The sequence below is a fragment of the Brucella tritici genome, assembly GCF_008932285.1.
Taxonomy (GTDB): Bacteria; Pseudomonadota; Alphaproteobacteria; order Rhizobiales; family Rhizobiaceae; genus Brucella; species Brucella tritici.
Window position 1 is genome coordinate 582,736 of record NZ_WBVY01000002.1, and the last position, 21,878, is coordinate 604,613.

Sequence of the window (21,878 nt, forward strand, 5' to 3'; positions counted from 1 at the left end):
GAAACGCTCAGGCATCAACGGGAGGGCTCATCGTGAAAAGCTCTATTTTCACTCCAGATTTCGTGGACCGGTCCTATTGGCTGACTTCGCTGCCGCAGATGGGCTCTTCCGCTGAACCGCTGCCTGCTCGGATTGATGCCCTGATCGTTGGCGCAGGCTTGACCGGACTGACTGCCGGGCATGATTTGTCGCGCAGCGGGCGTCGAGTCGTCATTCTGGATTCCGGGGAGCCCGGTGAAGGAGCCAGTTCGCGCAATGCAGGCATGCTTGGTCGTAACACCAAACATTCCTTTTTAGGCTTGTCGAAAAGCGCGGGGCAGGACGTGGCAATCCGCTATTTCCGTGATCTGCACCGCGTGTTCCTGTCATCTATCGAGCGCATCGAAGCTGAAAAGATCAGCTGCAATTATCAGCAGAACGGACGCGTTGTCGTTGCCCACACGCAACAGCAATTTAATGGGCTTCGCGCTGAATATGAGGCGCGGGCCGAGTATCTTGGTGAAAAGATCAGCATACTGGATGAGGGTGTCCAGAGCGAAGTCGGTTCAAAAAGCTTCGTCGGTGGTGTTTATGTTCACGACAACGGTGCGGTGCATCCAGGCCAATATACACGCGCGTTCATTGCACGCGCCAAGGCTGCCGGGGCTTCGATCATTGGTAAAACCGTCGTACAGTCGATCCGGAGAGAAAAAGACGGCTTTCTGGTAAAGACGTCGAATGGCATGGTTCGGGCGCGTGATGTGCTTCTATGTTCCAATGGCTATACCGCAAGCCTGATCCCATGGATTGCCCGCCGTCTCATTCAGATTGAGAGCTATATCGTTGCGACGGAACCTCTTCCTGCCGATGTTGTGCAAAGTGTGTTTCCGCGCAACCGCACCTATATAGACTCCACGCGTCGTCCGATGTCGATGCGCCTGTCGTCTGACGGTATGCGCATTGTGTTCGGCGCACGTACCGGCGAGCCAAAGAACCAGCCCATTCGCGAAACCGCTCGTCTGATCTATGACGATCTGACGACGACGTTCCCACAATTGCGAGGCTATCGCTTGGCGAATGCCTGGGGTGGACGTTGCGGCGTCACATGGGATCACTTCCCGCATGTTGGCCAGCATGAGGGTATGCACTATGCGCTCGGTTTTAATTTTTCCGGCCTGGCGATGGCGCCTTATCTTGGTGAAATTCTTGCCAGGCAGGTTCTCGGGGCAGCGCCCGATACTGATTTTCAGACGCGCAGTTTCCCAAGCGTACTCATGCCCGCCCGTGCTTTCGATGCCGCAGTGACCAGGCGGGTGATCCGCTATTACGGCTGGCGCGACCACGCTTCAATGCGTCCCGCTTCGTGATTTCGAAAGATTGAACATGTCGAATGATATCCTTTCCCGGGACTTCCGCGAAACTCCCTTCTGGAGCGACGGAATGGTCACTGTTGCGGCGCAAGAACTCCCGCGCCGGGTTGATGTTGCCATCGTTGGCGCTGGTCTGACCGGCCTGTCGGCGGCGCACCGGTTGGCTTCGGCAGGTCGTGACGTGGTCGTGCTGGATGCTGCAGAGCCAGGCATGGCTGCCAGTTCACGCAATGGGGGAATGCTGGGCAAGGCCGGTCGGCAATCTTTATTGTTGCTTTCCAAGGCGGTCGGCGAGGAGAAGGCTGTTGCTTTCTTTCAGGAACAGAACGCAATCTTTCAGGAAAGCGTTTCACGTATCAAGGATGAGCAGCTTGACTGTGATTTTCGTATGTCCGGGCGCTTCATTGGCGCGCTGAGCCAGAAGCATTATGACGGATTGGCGAGGGAATATGAGGCTCGCGGAAAGCTGCTGGGCGAAGACTACCAACTGGTGCCGGGCAGTGCAGCCGGTGAGATGGCTTCCGAATGCTATTTTGGCGGGGTTGTCGTGCGCGAGAATGCGGCGCTTAATCCGGCTAAATATACCCGTGCAATGCTGGAACGCGCGCAGCGCGCGGGCGCTCGGATTATTGGCCATGCACGTGTCGGCGGCCTGGAGCGTAAAGGTAGTGACTGGACTGTTCATGTTGGTCGGCAATCGATCGTTGCGCGCGATGTGCTGATTGCTACCAACGGCTATTCGGACGATCTGGTGCCGTGGCTTAACCGGCGGCTGCTGCCAATCAATGCCTATATGGTGGCAACGGAAGAGCTGCCACAGGGGCTGGCGCGGGAAATCCTGCCGCATAATCGCACCTATATCGATAATACGCGCGCCACGCGCTACATGCAGCTTTCAGCCGATGGCAAACGGTTGCTCTATGGCGCCAAAACCGGCAGGCGTCCAATTTTCGGATTGAAGCGCCTTGCCCGGGAGATCCATCGCGACATGAGGACGTTTATGCCGCTTCTGCGGGACGTCAAGCTGACCCATGCCTGGACCGGGAGATGCGCCGCCACATGGGATTTCTATCCACATCTTGGAACGCATGAAGGATTGCATTACGCCCTCGGCTATTGCTTCGGAGGGCTTTTATTCGCGCCTTATCTGGGCCGTAAGGCTGCGGAACGAATTTTGCAGAGCGACGATCAGGCAACAGCCTATGCACGGGACTTTCCGGAAGTGCCTTTGCAAGCGCGTATCATGAAGCGTTATACCACTCCGATTGCTGCGCGCTACTACGCATGGGCAGACCGACCACAGCCGAAGAGCTAGCCATTTTCGCGCGACGTGTTGTATATAGCGAAACACGTTGCAGTAAGAGAAGGAATTCGATCGTGAAGGTTGCGGAAAATGTCGTTGAAGTCCTGAAACTGCTCATGCGGTCTGACGGCGAGGTTTCCGTTTCCGAAGTGGCTCGGCATCTGGGGCTGAACCGAAGCACAGCATCGCGTTTGCTGGCGTCTCTGCGCAAGGAGGGGCTTCTTTTACAGGACAGCCGCAGTGCCAAATATCAGCTTGGGGTGCTGGCAATTCAACTTGGCGCATTCGCACAGCAGAGTTTCAATTATTTCGATTGGGTTCACTCCTGCCTGCCGGAACTGGTTGAGGATGCAAAGCGGACAGCTTGTATCGGGCTTCTCGACGGAGCAGAACTTGTTATTGCCGATAGCCATCGTCATCGGGACAATGCCGTGAACCTCTCATTTGACATAGGTGCGCGTATTCCGGCGGACATCAGCTCGCTCGGCAAGGTGTTGCTCGCGCGCAAGTCGCAACCGGAATTGACTGAGTTGCTGAAAGACAGTCCCAACAAGGACAAGTTTTTGCCGAAAGTCGAAAAGATTCGCCACGAGGGGTTTGCCATGTCCCGCAACGAATTGGAACATGGCGTTGTCTCTTATGCGGTGTGCCTGACAGGGGACCCACGACTGGAAATAGCGGTCGGGATCGCGATGTTGTCTTCGCCAGAAACGCAGGAAGACGAAGACAGGGTCAAGAAAGCGCTTCTGAATTTCAAGACACGTATGGAAGCGCGACCGGGACGATGAGGTTTTGGCTGCTCCGTTCACGCAGGTGAGGCCGGGCAGTCACGTTGGTTCAGATCGGGCAATCAACATCAAATGAGCAGATGGAAAAGCGGTGGGACAGTAGCCGGGTTGCTTGACACAAATAACCATCATGATGCAATATATGCATCATGATGTGATATACGCAACAAAAGAAAGGTATGCGCGAGACGCAATTTCGCGCAAAAAATGAGGAGGAGGAACAGATGAAGCATCTGTTTGCGCGCTTATGGGTGCCCGTGCTGGCCGGGCTTTTGATGATTGCGGCTTCGGCAATGCCGACCAAAGCGCAGGAATATGTCTGGCAGCGTATCAATGAAACCAAAACCGTGCGCCTAGGCGTAGCTCCATATGCACCGTTCTCCTACAAGGATGCACTCGGGAAGGGAGATGTCGGCGTCAAACAGGGCAGCGATATCTGGCGCGGCGTGGCTGTGATCATAGGCCAGCGCATTGCCGATTCACTCGGCGCAAAAGTAGAGATCGTCGAATTGTCGTGGTCCGGTGCAATCGCCGCGATCCAGACCGGACAGGTTGATCTTTTCTTTGGGCTTGATGGCACCCCGAAGCGTGCCGCTGCAGTCGAGTTCATTCATACGCCGGTTTATAAATACGGCGTCGTATTCTTCGGGCGCGACGATCTGCCTGCCAATAGCTGGGCTGATCTGAACAAGCCTGAAGTGAAACTTGGGATCGTGAATGGTACCAATTTTGATTCCATGCTGCAGGAACATGCACCGAATGCGAACGTGCAGCGTTTCCCTTCGACCTCTGAAGTCATGGCTGCTTTTCAGACCGGTCAGATCGACGGGACGATAGCGACGCCGTCCAATGCCGATGCGGCGCGTGCAAAAATGCGTAAGGGACAGGTGAAGCTTCTGGATGGCCCGGCAATCTATCTGCCTATTCTGGCGGCCATTCCGCCACAGCAAGATCAGCGCTGGCGCGATTTTCTCGAAACCACCTTCGCCTACATGACGGACTCCGGTGAAACCAAAAAAATCTATCAGACTGAAATCGCTGCAAGCGGCGTAAAGCCTGAAGACGTGACGGTCAACTTCATTCAGTAGTCCCTCAGCAGATACCGCACGCGGTTGGAAATAATATAGTCAAGCATCCGAGTACCTTTATGTATGAATGGAACTTTGAACCCGTCCTGCGTCAAAAGGGTCTGTTGATCGAAGGCGTACTCGGTACCTTGCAACTGTCCGCAAGCGCTCTGGCGATTGCTATCCCTTTTGGCCTCGTACTTGCGCTCATGCGTCTGTCCAAAAATGGGGTGGTTGCACGCACAGGCACAGCCGCTGTCTACATCCTGCGCTCATCGGCGCTGATGGTCATGATCTTCTGGACCTATTTCGCGCTGCCAGCCATCATCGGTCATCCAATATCGCCGTTCGTCGCCGCAACGCTGGCGCTTGGAATTCAGAACTCGGGCTATTTTGCGGAACTGTTTCGAGGCGGCATCATTTCGATACCGCCCGGCCAGTATGAGGCTGCCGGAAGCCTTGGCATGACGCGGGGACAAGCCATGCGCTGGATCATCCTGCCGCAGGCCGTACGCCGCATGTTGCCCGTGTTTCTTCTCACCACGATCGATCTCGTCAAAGCCACATCGCTTGCAGCTGCAATTACCTTTCAGGATCTCACCTTTCAGGCGACGCGCATTGCAGCTGAAACCTATCGGCCTCTGGAAACCTTCGCCGTTGTTGCAGCCATCTATTTTGTCCTTTTCTCGGCTGCTTCATCTCTCACCTATTATGTCGAACGGCGTTTAGCCGTTTCGGATCGCTGATCGGGAGCGGTTTGATGAGCGAATATTTCGATATCCAGATACTGCTGAACTATCACGAACTGTTCTGGCGCGGTCTGCTCAACACCTTGTTGCTAACGATGACCACGATGGCCGCAGGGCTGACAGGTGGCTTGCTGGTTGGACTGGCAAAGACAACCAGGTCCCGTTGGTTGCGCTATCCTGCGACCATCTATGTCGGGATAATCCGCAATACACCGATCCTGATCCAGCTATTCTTCTTCCAGGCATTTGCGCCTATTCTGCTTGGCGTGCAGAACAACCCGTTCTTCGTGGCGATTGCATCATTTGCGATCTACAACATCGCCTATTGCGCCGACATTTACCGCAGTGGTTTGCAGTCCATTCATGTCGGTCAATACGAGGCCGCACGTGCCCTCGGCATGCGGCGCATGCAGCAGTTGATCTATATCGTGATCCCGCAGGCATTCCGCCGCATGGTGCCAGCCTTCACCAACCGCGCAATCGAGATTGCCAAGCTTACTACCGTGGCATCTGCTGTCGCATATGGCGATCTGCTCTATTACGCCAAGCTGGTCGCCGATACCGAATATCGCCCCATCGAAACCTTCACGATCGTGGCGCTCATTTTCATCATCGTCATCGTCCCCTTCAGTGTCCTTGCAAAAAGCCTTGAGGACAGACTTCATACAGCGAGGTAACAGTCCCATGACGGAAGTTCTCCGCGTCGAAGGACTTAGCAAAAGCTTTGGTCCTCTGCAGGTTCTCAAATCCATCGACCTCACCGTTAATGAAGGTGAGACCGTCGTTCTGCTCGGCTCCAGCGGTTCGGGCAAGAGTACTCTGCTGCGTTGCCTCAATCTCCTGGAAGTTCCCAGTGCAGGCCGCGTCTGGCTCAACGGAACGCAGGTTGGAACGACTGCATCCGGCGCCATTCAGTATCGGGAGAAGGATCTGACTGCTATCCGCACGAAAGTGGGCATGGTGTTTCAGCAGTTCAACCTGTTTCCCCATCTGACGGTGGCTGAAAATATCGCTATCGCCCCTATAAAGGTCAAAGGCGTCAGCGAGGAAAAGGCGCGTGAACGTGCGCTCGAGGAACTGGCGCGAGTAGGCATCGCTGATAAAGCAGACGTTTATCCGTCGCGCCTGTCGGGCGGCCAGCAGCAGCGTGTTGCCATTGCCCGGTCTTTGGCGATGGATCCACAGGTCATGCTGTTCGACGAAGCCACCTCAGCTCTTGATCCGGAGTTGGTGGGTGAGGTGCTGGAAGTGATGCGTTCGCTGAGCCGGGATCGCGTAACCATGGTCATCGTTACGCACGAGCTGGGTTTTGCCTATCACGTCGCAGATCGCGTCGTGTTCCTGCATCAGGGGTTGATCCATGAACAGGGCACGCCAGCAGAAGTTTTGATGGCACCCAAACAGGAGCGCACGCGTGAATTTCTACGCGGGCATGACAAATTCCGTCTGCCAGAACCTCTGCGGGCTTGAGGAAACCAACGTGAAACTACACCATTCAGGCTTGTCGCCTTTTGTACGCAAAGTCACCATTCTGGCAGGCTTTCTGCGCATTTCGAAGAAGATCGAACTGGTTGCCGGCAAAGGTAATCTGATGCTGCGTGACCCGGAGTTCCGCAAGCTCAACCCGTCCGGCCAGATTCCCATGCTGGTGACCGACGAGGGGGAAGCGCTCTTCGACAGTCCGGTGATCTGCGAGTATTTGAACGATTTTGCCAAAGGCAAGCTGATCGGTCGCGGTGACGAACGCTGGCGTAACCTGCGCGATCAGGCGCTGGGTGACTCCATGTGCGACGCTGCACTACAATTACGCTACGAGATCGGCCTGCGACCCAGTGAACTGCAATGGCAGCAATGGCGGAATGCATGGGCATCGAAAATCATCGATACTCTGACGTGGCTCGAAACGCGGCCCGATCATCTCAGCGGACGTCATGATATAGGCGCTATTTCGATCTTCGTGCCCCTTGCTTTTATCGACAATCGTATTCCAGAATTGAGCTGGCGGGGCGACTTTCCAAAAGTTGCAGCATGGTTCGATGCGTTTTCGGCATTGCCGCAAGTCGCAGCGACCAATCCTTATTGATCCAGTCGCGTCTTCGCTGACACAACAGTGAGTAGAGCCATGTCGAACATACCTCCCAACGACGATCCTTATCTGATCGGTGCCGAAGCGCTTGTGCACACCCTGATCGCCGGGGATGTGACCACCTGCTTTGCCAATCCGGGAACGAGCGAGATGCATTTCGTATCGGCGCTTGACCGCATTCCGGGCATTCGTTGCGTGCTGGGCTTGCAGGAAAACGTTGTGACGGGCATGGCCGACGGATATTTCCGCGTCACCGGAAAACCGGCATCGACATTGCTGCATTGCGGCCCTGGGCTCGCCAACGGTATTGCCAATCTGCACAATGCACGTCGCGCGGGTGCAGGCATCGTCAATATTGTCGGTGATCATGCTGTCCCGCATGTCGCTTTCGACAGCCCGCTGACGGCCGACGTGGTTTCGCTGGCTGAAACCTGCTCTGACTGGGTTGCCTATTCCGCCTCACCGGCAAGCATAGGTGTGGATGCGGCACGAGCGATTCAGGCTGCGCGCGCTGATAACGGTCATGTCGCTTCGTTGATCTTGCCTGCCGATGTTTCATGGAATGAGGGCGGCAAGGTGGGTGGTATCCTGCCTGATATCAATCCGCAGAGCCCATCACCCTTGCAGATTGATCGCGCTGTTGCGGCGTGCCGCAGTGGCGGGCGTGTTGTGATGGTTCTTGGAAGTGCGGCACTTGGGGTTGAGGCGCAGCCGCTGCTGGCGGGTTTGCAGCAGGCCGGTATCGATTTGCGGATAAGCCAGCTTGCCGGACTGGTCCCTGTCGGGCGCGGTCGGATGGCAATCCCGCGCGTGCCTTATGTTGTCGATGTCGCTCTGGAAGCGCTCGCTCCCTACGACCACGTCATTCTGGTCAATTGCCCGCCTCCGACTGCTTTCTTCCTCTATCCGGGACGTCCCAGCCGTGTCACCCGGCCTGATGCCGAAGTATTTCACCTTTCGCGTCCCGAGCAGGATGCCATTGCTGCGTTGCAGGCTCTGGCCGGCAGACTGGAAATCGAACCGTGCAGCCCGCCGGTGGTTGCGCGCCCGTTTACAGAGGTCGAAGGCCGCATCACGCCTGATGGCCTGGCGGAAATTGTTTGTTCCCTGATGCCGGAAAATGCGATCATCTCCGATGAATCCCTGACGCAGGGTGCGGGCTTTCCGTCTCGCATCGCCAGCATGGCCCCTTGCCAATGGATGACGATGGTGGGCGGAGCCATTGGCGGCGGGTTGCCGATGGCAACTGGTGCTGCGATTGGTGCAGCCGAAAACGGCGAGAGTGAACGGCGAATTGTATCACTTCAGGCAGACGGTTCTGCCGCCTATACGATGCAATCACTGTGGACGCAGGCGCGTGAAAATCTGCCCTGTACAACCGTACTTCTGAACAATCGGAAATATGAAATCCTGCTGGGCGAATATGCCAAGGTTGGCGCCAATCCGGGCGAGACGGCGCATTCCATGTTATCACTGGACAAGCCTGCCATCGACTGGGCCGGCCTTGCACAATCCTTTGGCGTTATGGCGAAAACCGTCACCACGCTTGAAGAATTGCGCGATGCCTTTGAAGAAGCAATCGCGCATGACGGACCGTATCTCATCAACGCGATGATGGGCTGAGCTACCCGGAACAGTGAGCACAAAAAATGCCTTTGATCGATCGGCTGGCCGTAATAGGCTACTGCCGCTGAAAACTTTCTATCTTTTCAATCAGTCTTGAAAACCGGATGGGACCGCTCCCCGATGACTAAAGATCATCCGTGGCGTGGCGTTCTCAACGACGAGCTTCACTCGCGTCCATCGATTTATTTCGATGCTCCGGCGGTGGTCTGGCACGAAGCTTTTTTCGTCGGCAATGAGGCCACACATGCTCCCGATACTCTTTTAAAGCTTGGTTTGACGAATACGAGCGACGGCAAAAGTGGCATTGCGCAAACGACGAGCGGTCGCATCAAGTGGGAAATTCACGCCGAGTTTGTATCGCTTACCTATGTCATTCAATGGAGCGGCGACTACAATGCCATCCCGCTCAGAGAAGAAATCTGGATCAAGCTCGTCAATGAAATGCCGGGACAGCGCATCAATTCCATTGAAATTGTCGTTGGTCTCGCGGGTACGCATGATGCGAAGCTTATGCTTGGTGCGGAGACGGATATGGATGTTGCGGTTTCTGCCATAGGCAATTGCGATGCTGAAATCTGGTCAACGTTCCGCTTCAATGAGGCCAATGCGACGCGCTTCGTCCTGCTCAACCATAACCTCAATGCATTCCGGACCGGACGTATGGTTCGGCGATTGCTTGAAATCGAAGATTACCGTCTTATGGCATTGATCAGCCTGCCGCTGGCGCAGGACACTTTCTCACGCTGTTCGGCGTTCGAGACCCGGTTGCAGACAATCGTTGATGCGCTTGGCAAAGAAGCCCACCAGCAGGAACGTCTTCTCAAGGATTTGGCACAGCTTGCCAGCGAAATTCTCGACGTATCGGTCAATACGGGTGAGCGCTTCAGTGCAACTGCGGCCTATTCAGAACTCGTGTTTGCGCGGCTGGCCGAATTGCGTGAACAGCACGTCGACGGTTATCAAAGGCTCGGCGTATTCATCGAGCGTCGTTTCCGCCCTGCTATCAGGTTTTGCGCGCAAGCCAGCAAACGCATCGAAAACTCGGCAACCCGCGTCTCGCGTGCCAGCGATTTGTTGCGAACATCGGTTCAGGTTGAACTGGAACAGCAAAACCTGCAATTGCTGGAATCGATGGAAAAGCGCGTGCAGGTGCAGACCAAGCTGCAAGAAGCAGTCGAGGGGTTCTCAATCGTCGCCATCAGCTATTACGCCATCGGTCTCTACAAGACGCTTCTGGAAAGCCTCGGCCATGTTGAGGCGATCTCCGGCATGAAGACATTCCTGACATTGGCAGGCTTCCCGGTCATCATTCTTGCCGTGTGGTACCTTGTGCGCCGGGCAAAAAAACTAACCCATCTCTGATGAGGGAACAGTTTCCGTTGCAGGTTGGATATCGTTTGGTGGAAGTTTGACTTCGAAGTAAGCATAGATGAGCGGTTGCTTAAACCTGGAAACTCACATTTTGCCGAGATGGAGCGAGCATGACCACAGAGGGTATTTCTTCACTTCCCGTTTCGCAGTCTGTTGTCGGAAAACTGACGAGAGCTGCAATCTTTCTGGTCGTGACGATCAATGAAGGCGCCGAAGCAGAGCGGACGGTGCGGGGATTGTGCGCGGACCTTTCAAGCCTAGTGCGTGGAGTGGGCTTTCGGCGGTTGAACGGACAGCTTTCCTGCGTAACCGGTTTTGGGTCAGAAGCGTGGGATAGGCTCTTTGGATCACCAAAGCCAAAGGAACTGCATGCATTTCGCGAAATCCGCGGTGTCCATGCCGCTGTATCGACACCGGGTGATGTTCTTTTTCACATACGCGCAGACAGCATGGATCAGTGTTTTGAACTCGCCACCCATATCATATCACGGCTTTCGGGGCACGTTGCGGTAGTCGATGAGGTGCACGGCTTCAAATTCTTCGATGATCGCGATCTTCTGGGGTTTGTTGACGGTACGGAAAACCCTGTGGATCAGGCCGCCCTGTCCGCGACTCTCATCGGCAATGAGGATCCGGGATTTTCCGGCTGTAGCTACGTGATCGTCCAGAAGTATCTTCATGACCTTGATAGCTGGAACAAAGTCTCAGTTGAGGAGCAGGAGAATATAATAGGTCGGCACAAGCTTTCCGACATAGAGCAACGCGATGAGCAAAAGAAACCTTATGCGCACAATGTTCTGACGAACATTGAAGAGAATGGAGAGCAGCTGCAAATTGTGCGTGACAACATGCCTTTTGGCGAGATTGGAAAAGGCGAGTTCGGAACTTATTTTATCGGTTTCGCCCGCTCGCCGTCACGTATTGAAAAAATGCTGGAGAATATGTTCATTGGCAACCCGCCGGGAACCTATGACCATATTCTCGATTTCAGTCGTGCAGTAACGGGCTCTCTGTTCTTCGTTCCTACAGTGAGCTTTCTTGATGATGTTTCCGAGGATACGAATAGGATAGAAGACGGAGCGACCTCTATGAAACCGGCCGTCTGACCAGGACACTTTCGCAGTCCTGATCCAGATCGTTTGCGCCGCAAAGGAAATACCGTAGCGCGGCAGGCTAAAGGTGAAAAAACAACCGAGAAAAAGCCTCGTTATGGGGCTTTTTATTCCAAAGCGATTCAAAAATCGCAGGGAACGATCAGTTCCGTCGGTATCATCTCGGGCAGGTTGTTCATTTGAACTGGCTCGTCCAGAAGCTCAAAGGCGCGTTCGATCATTGCCTGAACATTTTGCCGGACCATCACAACCGGGAAGTGGAGAACTTCGATAAAGGGGTCCCAGTCGAAACATCCGATGGAGCACTCCCGAACCTCATCAACCGGCAGTGTCTTGAGAAAACTGACGACGCCCTCAAACGGGCTCGTCGAATTGACGAACAATGCCTCTGGCAACCCATTTAATTTGTTATAAATATCGCGGGTCGTCATCGCGGCGGTATTGGGACCATATCCATTCGTGATGATAGCGTTGGGGTGAACGGGAATGTTCAGCGCAGCCAACTCATCCTGATATCCACGCACACGCGCACGCGTGTTGTGGTCACTATCCACGCCACCGATGAAGTAGAAGCTGTTTTCCTTTCGATGTGACCTGCGACTGGCAATCTGTCGCGTCAGCACGCGGGCGCCTTCATAGTTATCACTGATTACGGATGCGCCGTGCTTCCCGGGAAGATCCACATTTATATGTCTCAGATGAGCCTTTTCACAGAGTTCGGCGACACTGTCCGGATCGGTTGCGCCCGCGATCAGTAAGGCGTCGACATTGTGGGCAATCAATGTTTCCACAGTGCCGCGTTCCTGTTGCGGGTCGCGTAATGTGCTGGCTACGACGGGGATAAGATTCCGTGAGCGTGCTACCGTCTCAAACGATGCGGCCATGGAGCTGAAGTATCGGTTGTCCAGCATCGGCAAGATCATACCGATCATACCGGAATTGGATATACGCAATCCACGTGCTTGAAGGTTGGTAGTATAGCCGAGTTCACCTGCTATTACTCGAATCCTATCGGCTGTTGCTTTAGTAATTCTTCGATTTTCCCAAGATCCATTCATAACCGAAGCAACGGTTGATGCAGATACACCGGCTCGCTCCGATATATCGTAAATGGTTACTTTCCGGGGGGTGCTCATCAGGCCTGCTTTTCGTCTGGGTTGGGCCCCAATCTTAGCGGTGCGATAGTGTTCGCTGCAAGTAGGGGAAGACATAATCCGATTTATTCCTCTGTCATTTTTCCCCTTGACCAGATGCCAGATATTGAGCGATGGTTACGCTGCACTATCGATGGTGCAACATGATTGTATGCCGAGAGGAGCGGTGCACACATGCCGAAGCCAGAAAAAAGGCTTCCCTTCATGCGTAACAAGTCCCGTCAGCATTGCTCGATTTGTTTGGTGCGCCGCAAAACAATGCGGCGCCGGAATACCGGAATTCCAGGGAACTGGAGGTCGCTATAGGGAGAACATATGGGGTGGAATAGCGAGATAAAGTTTGTCTGCAAGATTACGTAAAATACAAAATTGAAAACCCAATGGGAGTGAGACATGAAGAATATGTTTGGTAAGGCAGCTTTTGCTGCGGTGGTGTTATCGTCGTTCGCTGGCAATGCGCAGGCGGAAGTGAAGGATGCAGTGGTCGGCTTTTTGATGCCAGACCAGGCATCGACGCGCTATGAGGAGCGCGATTATCCGGGCTTCGCCGCCGAGATGAAGAAAATCTGTGAAAGCTGCAAGGTGCTTTATCTCAATGCCGATGGCGATGCGAGCAAGCAGCAGCAGCAGTTCAACTCGGTCATTTCGCAAGGTGCGAAGGTGATCGTGCTCGACGCGGTCGATACCGCAGCGGCAGCCTCGCTGGTCAAACTCGCCCAGTCGCAGGATATCAAGGTCATTGCCTATGACCGCCCGATCCCGGATGCGACCTCTGATTTCTACGTGTCGTTCGACAATGAAGCCATCGGCAAGTCGATTGCGGAATCGCTGGTAAAGCACCTGAAGGACAAGGGCGTCGCGGGTGACAAGGGCGGCGTTCTGCAGATCAACGGTTCGCCGACCGATGCTGCAGCAGGCCTCATCAAGAACGGTATTCACGCAGGTCTGAAGGACAGCGGTTACAAGACGCTCGCCGAATATGACACGCCTGAATGGGCACCAAGCAAGGCTCAGCAGTGGGCAAGCGGCCAGATCACCCGCTTCAATGACCAGATCGTCGGCGTTGTGGCTGCCAATGACGGCACCGCAGGCGGCGCCATTGCAGCCATGAAGGCGGCAGGCATCGATCCGCTTCCGCCGGTCACCGGCAATGATGCGACGATTGCAGCACTTCAGCTCATCATTTCGGGCGATCAGTACAACACGATCAACAAGCCGTCTGAAATTGTTGCTGCAGAAGCCGCACGCGTCGCGGGCCAGCTCCTGAACGGTGAAACCCCGAAGGCTGAAGCCACGCTTTACAACACGCCGTCGAAGCTTTTCGTTCCGGTGGTCGTGACGGCTGAAAACCTCAAGGCTGAAATCATCGACAAGAACATTGTCCCCGCCGCCACGCTCTGCGTGGACCGTTATGCCGAAGGCTGCAAGAAGCTCGGCATCACCAACTAGATAGCGATACGCCCGGCCGGTTATCCGGCCGGGCAATTCGATGCGCAATGGCGTATCCTGCTATATGCTAGGGAAAGTGAGATCATGTCCCAAGATCACAAAGCCGCTGCGTCGTCGCAGCAGCCAGTGCTGCGCCTAAGCGGCATATCCAAGAATTTCGGCGCCGTGTCAGCGCTGACAGATATCGATCTGGAAGTCTTTCCGGGCGAAGTTGTCGCTCTTGTCGGCGATAACGGCGCGGGAAAGTCTACCCTGATCAAGACGCTGGCTGGCGTCCATCAGCCGACATCCGGCAGTATCGAATTCAATGGCGAAAAGGTTGTGCTTTCGTCGCCGGGCGTTGCGCTCGATCTCGGCATTGCGACGGTCTTTCAGGATCTGGCGCTTTGCGAGAATCTCGACGTTGTTGCCAATATTTTCCTTGGCCGCGAAATGAGCCCCTATCGCCTTGATGAAGTGTCCATGGAGATCAAGGCGTGGAAGCTTCTGAACGAGCTTTCCGCCCGTATCCCGAGCGTACGCGAGCCGGTCGCGTCCCTGTCGGGTGGTCAGCGCCAGACGGTTGCGATCTCGCGTTCGCTGCTGCTCGATCCCAAGCTCATCATGCTCGATGAACCGACGGCCGCACTTGGCGTTGCACAGACGGCCGAGGTTCTCGATCTTATCGAGCGTGTCCGTGACCGTGGGCTCGGTGTCTTGATGATTAGCCATAATATGGAAGACGTGCGTGCCGTCGCAGACCGCATTGTCGTGCTGCGGCTTGGCCGCAATAATGGTGTTTTCTATCCGGATTCATCGAATGAAGAGCTGGTCGCAGCCATCACCGGGGCAAGCAGCAATTCCGTTTCCCGCCGTGCCGAACGGCGTCAGGCGCAGCATGAAACCGGTCAGGTCCATGATCGGGGAGAAGCATAATGAATCAGGCAACCGGAAATACCCCTCTCGATCGACAGGATACACGCGTGCGCCATGACGAAGGCGTTTCAGGTGCGCTGCGCAATTTCTTCGACCGTGTTCGTTCGGGCGATCTTGGATCGCTGCCGGTTATTGTCGGTCTTGTTATCATCTGGACCGTTTTCCAGACGTTGAACCCGGTTTTTCTGTCGAGCAACAATCTCGTTAACCTGCTGTTCGACTGTTCGACTATCGGCGTAATTTCGCTCGGTATTGTCTGCATCCTGATGCTGGGTGAAATCGACCTCTCTGTCGGTTCGGTTAGCGGTCTGGCTTCAGCCATCGTCGGTGTGCTTTGGGTCAATCATGGCTGGCCCGTCGGCTTTGCGATGCTGGCGGTGCTGTGCAGCGGCGCGTTGATCGGCCTGCTTTACGCATTTCTCTATAATCGTTTCAGCATGCCGAGCTTCGTTTCCACGCTGGCTGGTCTGTTGGCGGCGCTTGGCCTTCAGCTTTATCTGCTCGGCAATACCGGCTCGATCAACCTGCCTTATGGTTCCTGGCTCGTGAGTTTCGGCCAGCTTCTGGTTATGCCGCGCCCGCTATCCTATGCGTTGGTGCTGATTGCCGGGCTTGCGATCTTTTTCACCGGGTTCCGCTCTGCGCAGCGCCGTCGTGAAGCCGGTCTGTCAGCGCCGTCGTCGGTCGGGATCGCGCTCAAGGCCATTGTCATCACGGTCATTGTTGGCGGTGCCGTGTTTTATCTCAACCAGTCGCGCGGTGTGCCGTGGATGTTCGGCCTGTTCGTGGCGCTGGTCATCGCGATGAACTACGCACTCACCCGCACCCAGTGGGGGCGGGCCATGCAGGCGGTCGGCGGCAACCGTGAAGCCGCGCGCCGTGCGGGTATCAATGTGAAATTCATCTATATGTCGGCTTTCATGACCTGTTCGGTTCTGGCCGCCGCAGGTGGCATTCTGGCTGCGGCGCGTCTTGCTTCCTCCAGCCAGCAGGCAGGCACTGGCGACGTCAATCTAAACGCGATTGCAGCAGCGGTCATCGGCGGCACTAGCCTCTTTGGCGGACGTGGCAGCGCCTGGTCGGCTCTGCTGGGCATTATCGTCATCCAGTCGATTGCCAGCGGTTTGACGCTGCTCGATCTCTCGTCTTCGCTTCGCTACATGATTACCGGCGCAGTGCTCGCCATCGCCGTTATTGTCGACTCCCTTGCCCGCCGCTCGCGCCAGTCGCACGGTCGCGCTTAAACCTCTAAGGACTGAAAATGGCTCAGGATCTCAATGGAAAAGTCGGCGCCGTTACCGGTGCTGCCTCTGGCATCGGCTTCGAATGCGCAAAGCACATGATCGAAGCGGGCATGACGGTGTTTCTCGTCGACCGTGACGAGAAAGCGCTGAAGGAAAAATGTGCCGAACTCGGCAATAAGGCCAAACCGCTGGTCATCGATCTGCTCAATCCGGCATCCGTCGCCACTATGATGCCGCAGATACTCGAACAGGCAGGCCAGCTCGACGTGTTCCATGCCAATGCTGGCGCTTATATTGGCGGACCTCTGTGGGAAGGTGACCCGGATGCATGGGATCGCATGTTGAACCTCAATATCAACGCGGCCTTCCGCACCATCCATGCTGTGCTGCCGCATATGATGGAGCGCAAGACTGGCGACATCATTATGACGAGCTCTGTCGCGGGCGTTGTACCGGTGATCTGGGAACCGATCTACACGGCATCCAAACATGCCGTTCAGGCTTTTGTGCACACAGTTCGCCGTCAGGTCGCCCCACACGGTATCCGCGTCGGTGGCGTTCTACCGGGGCCGGTCGTAACCGCACTCATCAGCGACTGGCCGAAGGCCAAGCTGGACGAAGCGCTGGCCAACGGCAGTCTGATGGAACCGAAGGAAGTTGCGGAATCGGTGATGTTCATGCTGACCCGCCCGCGCAACATCACCATTCGCGATCTGGTCATTCTTCCACAGAGCCTCGATCTGTAAATGGGAGCGACCATGACCAGCTATTATCTGGGCGTCGATGTCGGCACCGGCAGCGCCCGCGCCGGTCTTTTCGACGCCAGCGGCACCATGCTTTCTTCGGCCAAGCGCGATATCACCATCTGGCGTGAGGCGGGCAGCATTGTCGAGCAGTCGAGCGCCAATATATGGCAGGCCGTGTGCGAAAGTGTGCGCGAAGCGGTCGCGATTGCTGGTGTCGATCCGGCTGATATTGCCGGTATCGGCTATGACGCGACATGTTCGCTTGTGGTGCTGGGCGAGGGCGGCAAGCCGCTCGCCATCGGTCCGTCCAACGATCCAGCACGCGACATCATCGTGTGGATGGATCACCGCGCAGTCGGTCAGGCTGAGCGTATCAATGCGACCAAGGCCAAGGTGCTCGATTATGTTGGCGGCACCATTTCCCCCGAGATGGAAACGCCGAAGCTGCTTTGGCTCAAGGAAAACAAACCTGAAACTTTCGCCGCGGCCTGGCAGTTTTTCGATCTGACCGATTTTCTCACATGGAAATCCTGCGGCAGTCTTGCTCGTTCCGCCTGCACGGTCACCTGCAAATGGACCTATCTCAGCCATGAAAAGCGCTGGGACGAGACTTATTTCCGTGAAGTGGGCCTTGGCGAACTGGCGGATGAAAATTTCGTCCGTATTGGTACCGACGTTCACGCGGGTGGCGAAAAGCTTGGCGGCTTGAGCGAACAGGCTGCGGCAGAACTCGGTCTCATGCCCGGCACCGCAATTGCCGCCGGTCTGATCGACGCCCATGCGGGTGGCATCGGCACAGTTGGAGCGCGCGGTTCGGAAGGCCGGATATTGTCGCGCATGGCCTATGTGTTCGGCACGTCGGCCTGCACCATGACGACCACCGAACAGCCGGTTTTCGTGGATGGTGTCTGGGGGCCGTACTATTCGGCGATGGTTCCGGGCTTGTGGCTCAACGAAGGCGGCCAGTCGGCAGCCGGCGCTGCTATCGATCACCTGATCCACATGCATCCTTTCGCGGCGGAAGCTGAAAAGCAGGCGGCTGACGAAGGCAAGGGGCTTGCCGACAGCCTTGCTGCCGAAGTCGAGGCGAGGGGTGGCATTGAAAAGGCGGATGCAATCATCGGCAACATTCACGTTGTGCCGGAATTCCTCGGCAATCGTGCACCGTTCGCTGATCCCGATGCGCGCGCGATCATTGCCGGACTTGATCTCGATGCCGGGATCGATAGTCTGACGGCGCTTTATCTGGCTGGGCTGTGCGGGCTTGGCTATGGCGCACGGCAAATCGTCGAGGCGCAAAAGGCAAAGGGTATCGTGACGGATACTATCGTCGTTTCTGGTGGGGCTGCGCGTTCGCATCTGGTGCGACAGGTGCTCGCTGACACGACGGGCCTTGTCATCGCCGCTTCCACTTCGCCGGAACCTGTTCTGCTCGGCTCAGCCATGCTGGGTGCGGTGGCCGCAGGTGGTTATCCCGATCTGGCTTCTGCGATGCATGCAATGTCGGAACTCGGAGAGGTGAACAGGCCGGATGCCGAGCGCGCCAAATGGCATGAGGGACGTTTCGAGGCTTTTACACTTTTGCAGGCAACTGCACGCCAGATACGCTCCATGAATGGCTTGAACTGACTTGAAAAATGAACAGGCGGCGACGGAATATCGTGTCGCCGCCTGTTTGTGCAGTCATCCCATACGACCTGTTATCGCCTTGTCAGAATGAGACCTTGAAGCCGACGGTGCCATTTACGCCGAAACTATCACTTGGATGCACAAGGCTGGTCTTCAGCAACCCTTCTCCATAAAACGAATATTTTCCGCCAAACCAGCTATACGTACTGCCAAGGCCGACGCCGCCCCAGAATCTCTCGTTCCTGATGCCGAGGCTGGTCCCGGCAAGATCGGTACGGGCACCATCCAGAAACTCATAATAGAGATTGACGATGCCATACACATTGGCACTGGAGACCAATCCGTTCGCAGCCTGCCAGCTTTCGCGATAATCGGCTGAAAGTCCAAGGCGACCGTTGAGGCTGTCGCCATCTTTCAGTGATACGCGGGCCCCGAATGCGTCGTTGAAGCTGTTGAAATCAACCGACGAATAGATAAGCTGCGCTTGCGGCGTCAGTGTCCAGCCAGGGGCAACGGCAAACCGTTTTCCGGCTTCCATGCCCAGGGCATAGCCAAAGCCCTTGTTGCTATCGGTCATGCCTCTTTCTGCTGTCACAGAAGAAAGATCGCTGTCGAACCAGTTAGCTTGAACCTGACCGTCGACATAAGTGTCACTGTTGCCATACCAGGTCAGTGTTGCACCAAGGCCATAGCCTTCAGTATCGATCGTACCATCACCGAATACGGACCAGACATCTGCGGATGCCTTGCCATATTGCGCCGTCAAGCCACCGATCAGCCTGCCGCTATCGCCATCGACAAACTGGCCATCCAGACCGGCCTGCATTTTGTAGGTATCGACGTCATACGCAGTTAATGTTGTGGTAGAATTCGGCATGAGGCGGTTGTGCGCACCTTCAATTCTGCCCCAAACCGACGAGCGAGCGGTGCTGGTCGTTCCATTGCTCCCTTGCACAACCCAATAACGGTCACCTACGCGTTGCTGCAGTGAGGATAATCCGTTCAGCGCCTGAAGCACCTGCGGATAAGCTTCATAGAGCGGCGCTCCCGCCTGATATAGCGGCTTTGTGGAGGTCGGTGGTGTTATCGGATCGGCTGCTTTGGGCTTCAATGTTGAGCGCAGATACCAATCACCGTCCGTCGTGTCGGCTTTCCCGTTCTTGTGCAGCTGATAAGCATATGCTCCGGCTACGATAGCCTGCTCGCCTTGAATTTCATAATCCCCATTGAGGGAAAACGTGCCGTCGGAACTGCCAGCGACGTCAATGATCTTGATGCCTGCGACGGTTGGCGCACCTTCACCCTTGAGGTTGTTGACCTGTAATGCTGCACTTCCTGACGTATCGCCAGTGATCACAAGCCTGTCCGTGGGAGAGTCATCGCCGCCAAGAACGGTATTGAGGACAATAACGCCGTTGCCAGTGTAGTTGCCGGCAACTGTCAGTGTGGTTCCTGCCTTTGTGCCGAATTTGATAGTTCCAGCGTTTGAAAGACCTGCAATGGTCTGACCATTGCCATTGAGATCGAGCGTTGCTCCGGTTGCCAGATCAACGGCGCTCGCCGCGCTCAAAGTGTTTTCGGCATCGGCTCGCAGCACACCGGCCAGCACATTCGTGGAGCCTGTGTAGCTGTTGGAACCCGCAACGGTCAGCGTGCCATTCCCTTGTTTGGTTAGGGAGCCGTTGCCGCTGATGTCACCGGCGAGTGTTCCGATGAAAGCGCCGGTGTCGATTGTCGATGTGCTGCCATTTGCAAGAACAACTTTGTTATCAAGTGTCATCCCATCGGTGAGAAATCCGAGCGTGGCATTGCCTTGCATGGTGACTGTGCCACTGCCCAATGCCTTGGCATTCCCGGTATTCAGGCGTGCATCGATGATATCTGTGCCGCCGCTATAAGTGCTTTCGCCAGTAAGAGCGGAGGTGCCTTGCTGGAAGATCAGCTTTCCGGTTCCTGAAATCTGTCCGGCAAAGTCGCTCCCGCCTTCGTTCAGGGCCAGATTGCGCGCACCGAGCAAGATACTGCCATTGCCGGTCAGGACAGATACGCTTGTGCCACCGAGAATTCCGAGAGGATCATAGAGGCCATCGGCTGTCGCAGAAATATCGAGAATGCCGTCGACACGAACATTACTCGAATTCCGTAGGCTGGCGGTGCCTATCAGGGCCAACGTGCCTTGTTGAATCCAGGTACTTCCCGAATACACTGCCGGTGATGAGGTGTGTGCCGTATTATTGGTGTATCCTTCAATGCTCAGGAGCCCCGCTCCAGTTTTGATCAGATTTCCCGAGCCAATAATTTCATACCCACCAGTTACATTCATAACGTTGGCGGCATTCACCGGATCAAACGTCAACGTATAACCATTTGTATCAAGGAACCCCTTCACGCCTGATCCAACAGGTGGGGGGTAGAAGCTGAACCCGCCACCCGCCTCGTTGGTCGCTTGAATGGATATATTGCCGCCTAAGTTTGTCCCTCGGAAAAAATTGATCATCCGGTTGGCGTCCGATACGACGCCTGTACCATTAATGCCATTGATTGTAATCGTGGCAGCGCTTGTAGCCTGATTGAAAGTCCTCAGAGCGCTGGCTTCGGTTATCCATATCGAACCGATAGTCGAACCTACACTAGGCAGAATTCCGGTTGCGGTGCCGGATATGATTGCCCGATCCGTGCCGCCCGGTGTCTTGCCTTCCGCCCAGGAGGTTGGTTTTCCCCAGTTGTCGAGAAGGACGTTTTTGCCGATAAAATGATAGTCGTCGGCCCTGACGGAACTGGTCAGTGCGATTGTTGCTGCACCTACTAAAGCAATAACCGAATAGGAATCGGTAGAGTGCAAATGCGGCAGCAGGTTGTGAGCTATTGCCCGCGCGCGCCTGTACGCAATTCTGGCAGATGAAGTGGCGCAATTTGCTCGGGTTGAATGTTTCATAATACTCCTGTCCCTCGGCTAAATTGCAAGTCAAATAGTCTCTTAGAAAATATCGCTAGCGATTCATGGCTCACTTATCAGTTGGAGCGAATATGTTATCAACAGCCCGGAAGTTGTATTAATATTGTACGTTTTTAAATTTCGTATTCTAAAGTTGAATTAGTATTTTCTAATAATTCATATTAGATAAACGTAAATAGTATCAATTGTCTGGCTGCCGGATGGTCGGATAATATTCTTGAAATGTGCAAGCGTCCCAAGGAGAATTTGCTGCGAAACCTCTTGGAGATGTTTGACGAGGATACTCCTTTGACAGCCATCTCAGTCGCATCGAAAAGGCCGATGTTGTAATTCA

The 21,878-nt window shown here is 55.2% G+C and carries 18 protein-coding genes; 16 read left to right on the forward strand and 2 right to left on the reverse strand.

Going from position 1 to position 21,878, the window contains the following annotated elements; translation table 11 throughout:
* The first annotated feature begins 32 nt into the window (after positions 1 to 32).
* The 11 genes from F9K94_RS08105 to F9K94_RS08155 all read left to right on the forward strand — a co-directional run bounded on the left by F9K94_RS08105 (position 33) and on the right by F9K94_RS08155 (position 11,445).
* On the forward strand, positions 33 to 1,346 hold the full coding sequence (locus F9K94_RS08105) for an NAD(P)/FAD-dependent oxidoreductase (protein WP_192799472.1): 1,314 nt from the start codon (positions 33 to 35) through the stop codon (positions 1,344 to 1,346).
* 16 nt (positions 1,347 to 1,362) lie between these two features.
* Positions 1,363 to 2,664: an NAD(P)/FAD-dependent oxidoreductase gene (locus F9K94_RS08110; protein ID WP_151644792.1), complete on the forward strand. Its 1,302-nt coding sequence runs from the start codon at positions 1,363 to 1,365 to the stop codon at positions 2,662 to 2,664.
* A gap of 62 nt (positions 2,665 to 2,726) precedes the next feature.
* Positions 2,727 to 3,440: an IclR family transcriptional regulator gene (locus F9K94_RS08115; RefSeq protein ID WP_192799473.1), complete on the forward strand. Its 714-nt coding sequence runs from the start codon at positions 2,727 to 2,729 to the stop codon at positions 3,438 to 3,440.
* Positions 3,441 to 3,664: 224 nt separating this feature from the next.
* On the forward strand, positions 3,665 to 4,528 hold the full coding sequence (locus tag F9K94_RS08120; protein ID WP_192799474.1) for a transporter substrate-binding domain-containing protein: 864 nt from the start codon (positions 3,665 to 3,667) through the stop codon (positions 4,526 to 4,528).
* A gap of 59 nt (positions 4,529 to 4,587) precedes the next feature.
* Complete coding sequence (locus F9K94_RS08125) at positions 4,588 to 5,253, forward strand: amino acid ABC transporter permease (RefSeq protein ID WP_151556331.1); 666 nt, start codon at positions 4,588 to 4,590, stop codon at positions 5,251 to 5,253.
* A gap of 14 nt (positions 5,254 to 5,267) precedes the next feature.
* Positions 5,268 to 5,933, forward strand: a complete 666-nt coding sequence (locus F9K94_RS08130) for an amino acid ABC transporter permease (protein WP_151644798.1) — start codon at positions 5,268 to 5,270, stop codon at positions 5,931 to 5,933.
* Positions 5,934 to 5,940: 7 nt separating this feature from the next.
* Complete coding sequence (locus F9K94_RS08135; protein WP_151644800.1) at positions 5,941 to 6,726, forward strand: amino acid ABC transporter ATP-binding protein; 786 nt, start codon at positions 5,941 to 5,943, stop codon at positions 6,724 to 6,726.
* Positions 6,727 to 6,736: 10 nt separating this feature from the next.
* A complete protein-coding gene (locus F9K94_RS08140; protein ID WP_151644802.1) occupies positions 6,737 to 7,339 on the forward strand; it encodes a glutathione S-transferase family protein in 603 nt (200 codons plus the stop codon).
* A 39-nt stretch (positions 7,340 to 7,378) separates the two neighbouring features.
* Positions 7,379 to 8,965 (forward strand): acetolactate synthase large subunit, encoded by a 1,587-nt coding sequence (locus tag F9K94_RS08145; protein WP_151644804.1) that lies wholly within the window; start codon positions 7,379 to 7,381, stop codon positions 8,963 to 8,965.
* A 123-nt stretch (positions 8,966 to 9,088) separates the two neighbouring features.
* Positions 9,089 to 10,330: a DUF3422 domain-containing protein gene (locus tag F9K94_RS08150; RefSeq protein WP_151644806.1), complete on the forward strand. Its 1,242-nt coding sequence runs from the start codon at positions 9,089 to 9,091 to the stop codon at positions 10,328 to 10,330.
* Positions 10,331 to 10,449: 119 nt separating this feature from the next.
* The gene (locus tag F9K94_RS08155; RefSeq protein ID WP_151644808.1) at positions 10,450 to 11,445 is read left to right on the forward strand and encodes a Dyp-type peroxidase; all 996 of its coding nucleotides are present in this window, start codon (positions 10,450 to 10,452) and stop codon (positions 11,443 to 11,445) included.
* A gap of 128 nt (positions 11,446 to 11,573) precedes the next feature.
* Here the strand turns inward: F9K94_RS08155 and F9K94_RS08160 are convergent, their stop codons facing one another.
* Positions 11,574 to 12,587, reverse strand: a complete 1,014-nt coding sequence (locus F9K94_RS08160; RefSeq protein WP_151644810.1) for a LacI family DNA-binding transcriptional regulator — start codon at positions 12,585 to 12,587, stop codon at positions 11,574 to 11,576.
* A 420-nt stretch (positions 12,588 to 13,007) separates the two neighbouring features.
* On the opposite strand from F9K94_RS08160, the gene F9K94_RS08165 reads away from it, so the two are divergent.
* From F9K94_RS08165 to F9K94_RS08185, 5 genes are all read left to right on the forward strand, one after another.
* Positions 13,008 to 14,054, forward strand: coding sequence for an ABC transporter substrate-binding protein (locus tag F9K94_RS08165; RefSeq protein WP_235912730.1), 1,047 nt, complete (start codon positions 13,008 to 13,010; stop codon positions 14,052 to 14,054).
* 84 nt (positions 14,055 to 14,138) lie between these two features.
* Positions 14,139 to 14,969, forward strand: coding sequence for an ATP-binding cassette domain-containing protein (locus F9K94_RS08170; RefSeq protein ID WP_061346780.1), 831 nt, complete (start codon positions 14,139 to 14,141; stop codon positions 14,967 to 14,969).
* The gene (locus tag F9K94_RS08175; protein WP_151644812.1) at positions 14,969 to 16,213 is read left to right on the forward strand and encodes a sugar ABC transporter permease; all 1,245 of its coding nucleotides are present in this window, start codon (positions 14,969 to 14,971) and stop codon (positions 16,211 to 16,213) included. Before F9K94_RS08170 ends, F9K94_RS08175 begins: the two co-directional genes overlap by 1 nt.
* 17 nt (positions 16,214 to 16,230) lie before the next feature.
* On the forward strand, positions 16,231 to 16,959 hold the full coding sequence (locus F9K94_RS08180; RefSeq protein WP_061346778.1) for an SDR family oxidoreductase: 729 nt from the start codon (positions 16,231 to 16,233) through the stop codon (positions 16,957 to 16,959).
* A 12-nt stretch (positions 16,960 to 16,971) separates the two neighbouring features.
* On the forward strand, positions 16,972 to 18,588 hold the full coding sequence (locus tag F9K94_RS08185) for an FGGY-family carbohydrate kinase (protein ID WP_151644814.1): 1,617 nt from the start codon (positions 16,972 to 16,974) through the stop codon (positions 18,586 to 18,588).
* 82 nt (positions 18,589 to 18,670) lie between these two features.
* Here F9K94_RS08185 and F9K94_RS08190 read toward each other — a convergent pair whose 3' ends face one another.
* Positions 18,671 to 21,523 (reverse strand): autotransporter family protein, encoded by a 2,853-nt coding sequence (locus F9K94_RS08190; protein WP_151644816.1) that lies wholly within the window; start codon positions 21,521 to 21,523, stop codon positions 18,671 to 18,673.
* Positions 21,524 to 21,878 lie beyond the last annotated feature (355 nt).

Bases quoted from the DNA above. Each gene is read 5' to 3' on its own strand.
- F9K94_RS08180 (WP_061346778.1), top strand. From the start codon at position 16,231: ATGGCTCAGGATCTCAATGGAAAAGTCGGCGCCGTTACCGGTGCTGCC.
- F9K94_RS08110 (WP_151644792.1), top strand. From the start codon at position 1,363: ATGTCGAATGATATCCTTTCCCGGGACTTCCGCGAAACTCCCTTCTGG.
- F9K94_RS08125 (WP_151556331.1), top strand. From the start codon at position 4,588: ATGTATGAATGGAACTTTGAACCCGTCCTGCGTCAAAAGGGTCTGTTG.
- F9K94_RS08185 (WP_151644814.1), top strand. From the start codon at position 16,972: ATGACCAGCTATTATCTGGGCGTCGATGTCGGCACCGGCAGCGCCCGC.
- F9K94_RS08145 (WP_151644804.1), top strand. From the start codon at position 7,379: ATGTCGAACATACCTCCCAACGACGATCCTTATCTGATCGGTGCCGAA.
- F9K94_RS08135 (WP_151644800.1), top strand. From the start codon at position 5,941: ATGACGGAAGTTCTCCGCGTCGAAGGACTTAGCAAAAGCTTTGGTCCT.
- F9K94_RS08170 (WP_061346780.1), top strand. From the start codon at position 14,139: ATGTCCCAAGATCACAAAGCCGCTGCGTCGTCGCAGCAGCCAGTGCTG.
- F9K94_RS08160 (WP_151644810.1), bottom strand. From the start codon at position 12,587: ATGAGCACCCCCCGGAAAGTAACCATTTACGATATATCGGAGCGAGCC.
- F9K94_RS08150 (WP_151644806.1), top strand. From the start codon at position 9,089: ATGACTAAAGATCATCCGTGGCGTGGCGTTCTCAACGACGAGCTTCAC.
- F9K94_RS08165 (WP_235912730.1), top strand. From the start codon at position 13,008: ATGTTTGGTAAGGCAGCTTTTGCTGCGGTGGTGTTATCGTCGTTCGCT.
- F9K94_RS08120 (WP_192799474.1), top strand. From the start codon at position 3,665: ATGAAGCATCTGTTTGCGCGCTTATGGGTGCCCGTGCTGGCCGGGCTT.
- F9K94_RS08130 (WP_151644798.1), top strand. From the start codon at position 5,268: ATGAGCGAATATTTCGATATCCAGATACTGCTGAACTATCACGAACTG.
- F9K94_RS08175 (WP_151644812.1), top strand. From the start codon at position 14,969: ATGAATCAGGCAACCGGAAATACCCCTCTCGATCGACAGGATACACGC.
- F9K94_RS08155 (WP_151644808.1), top strand. From the start codon at position 10,450: ATGACCACAGAGGGTATTTCTTCACTTCCCGTTTCGCAGTCTGTTGTC.
- F9K94_RS08190 (WP_151644816.1), bottom strand. From the start codon at position 21,523: ATGAAACATTCAACCCGAGCAAATTGCGCCACTTCATCTGCCAGAATT.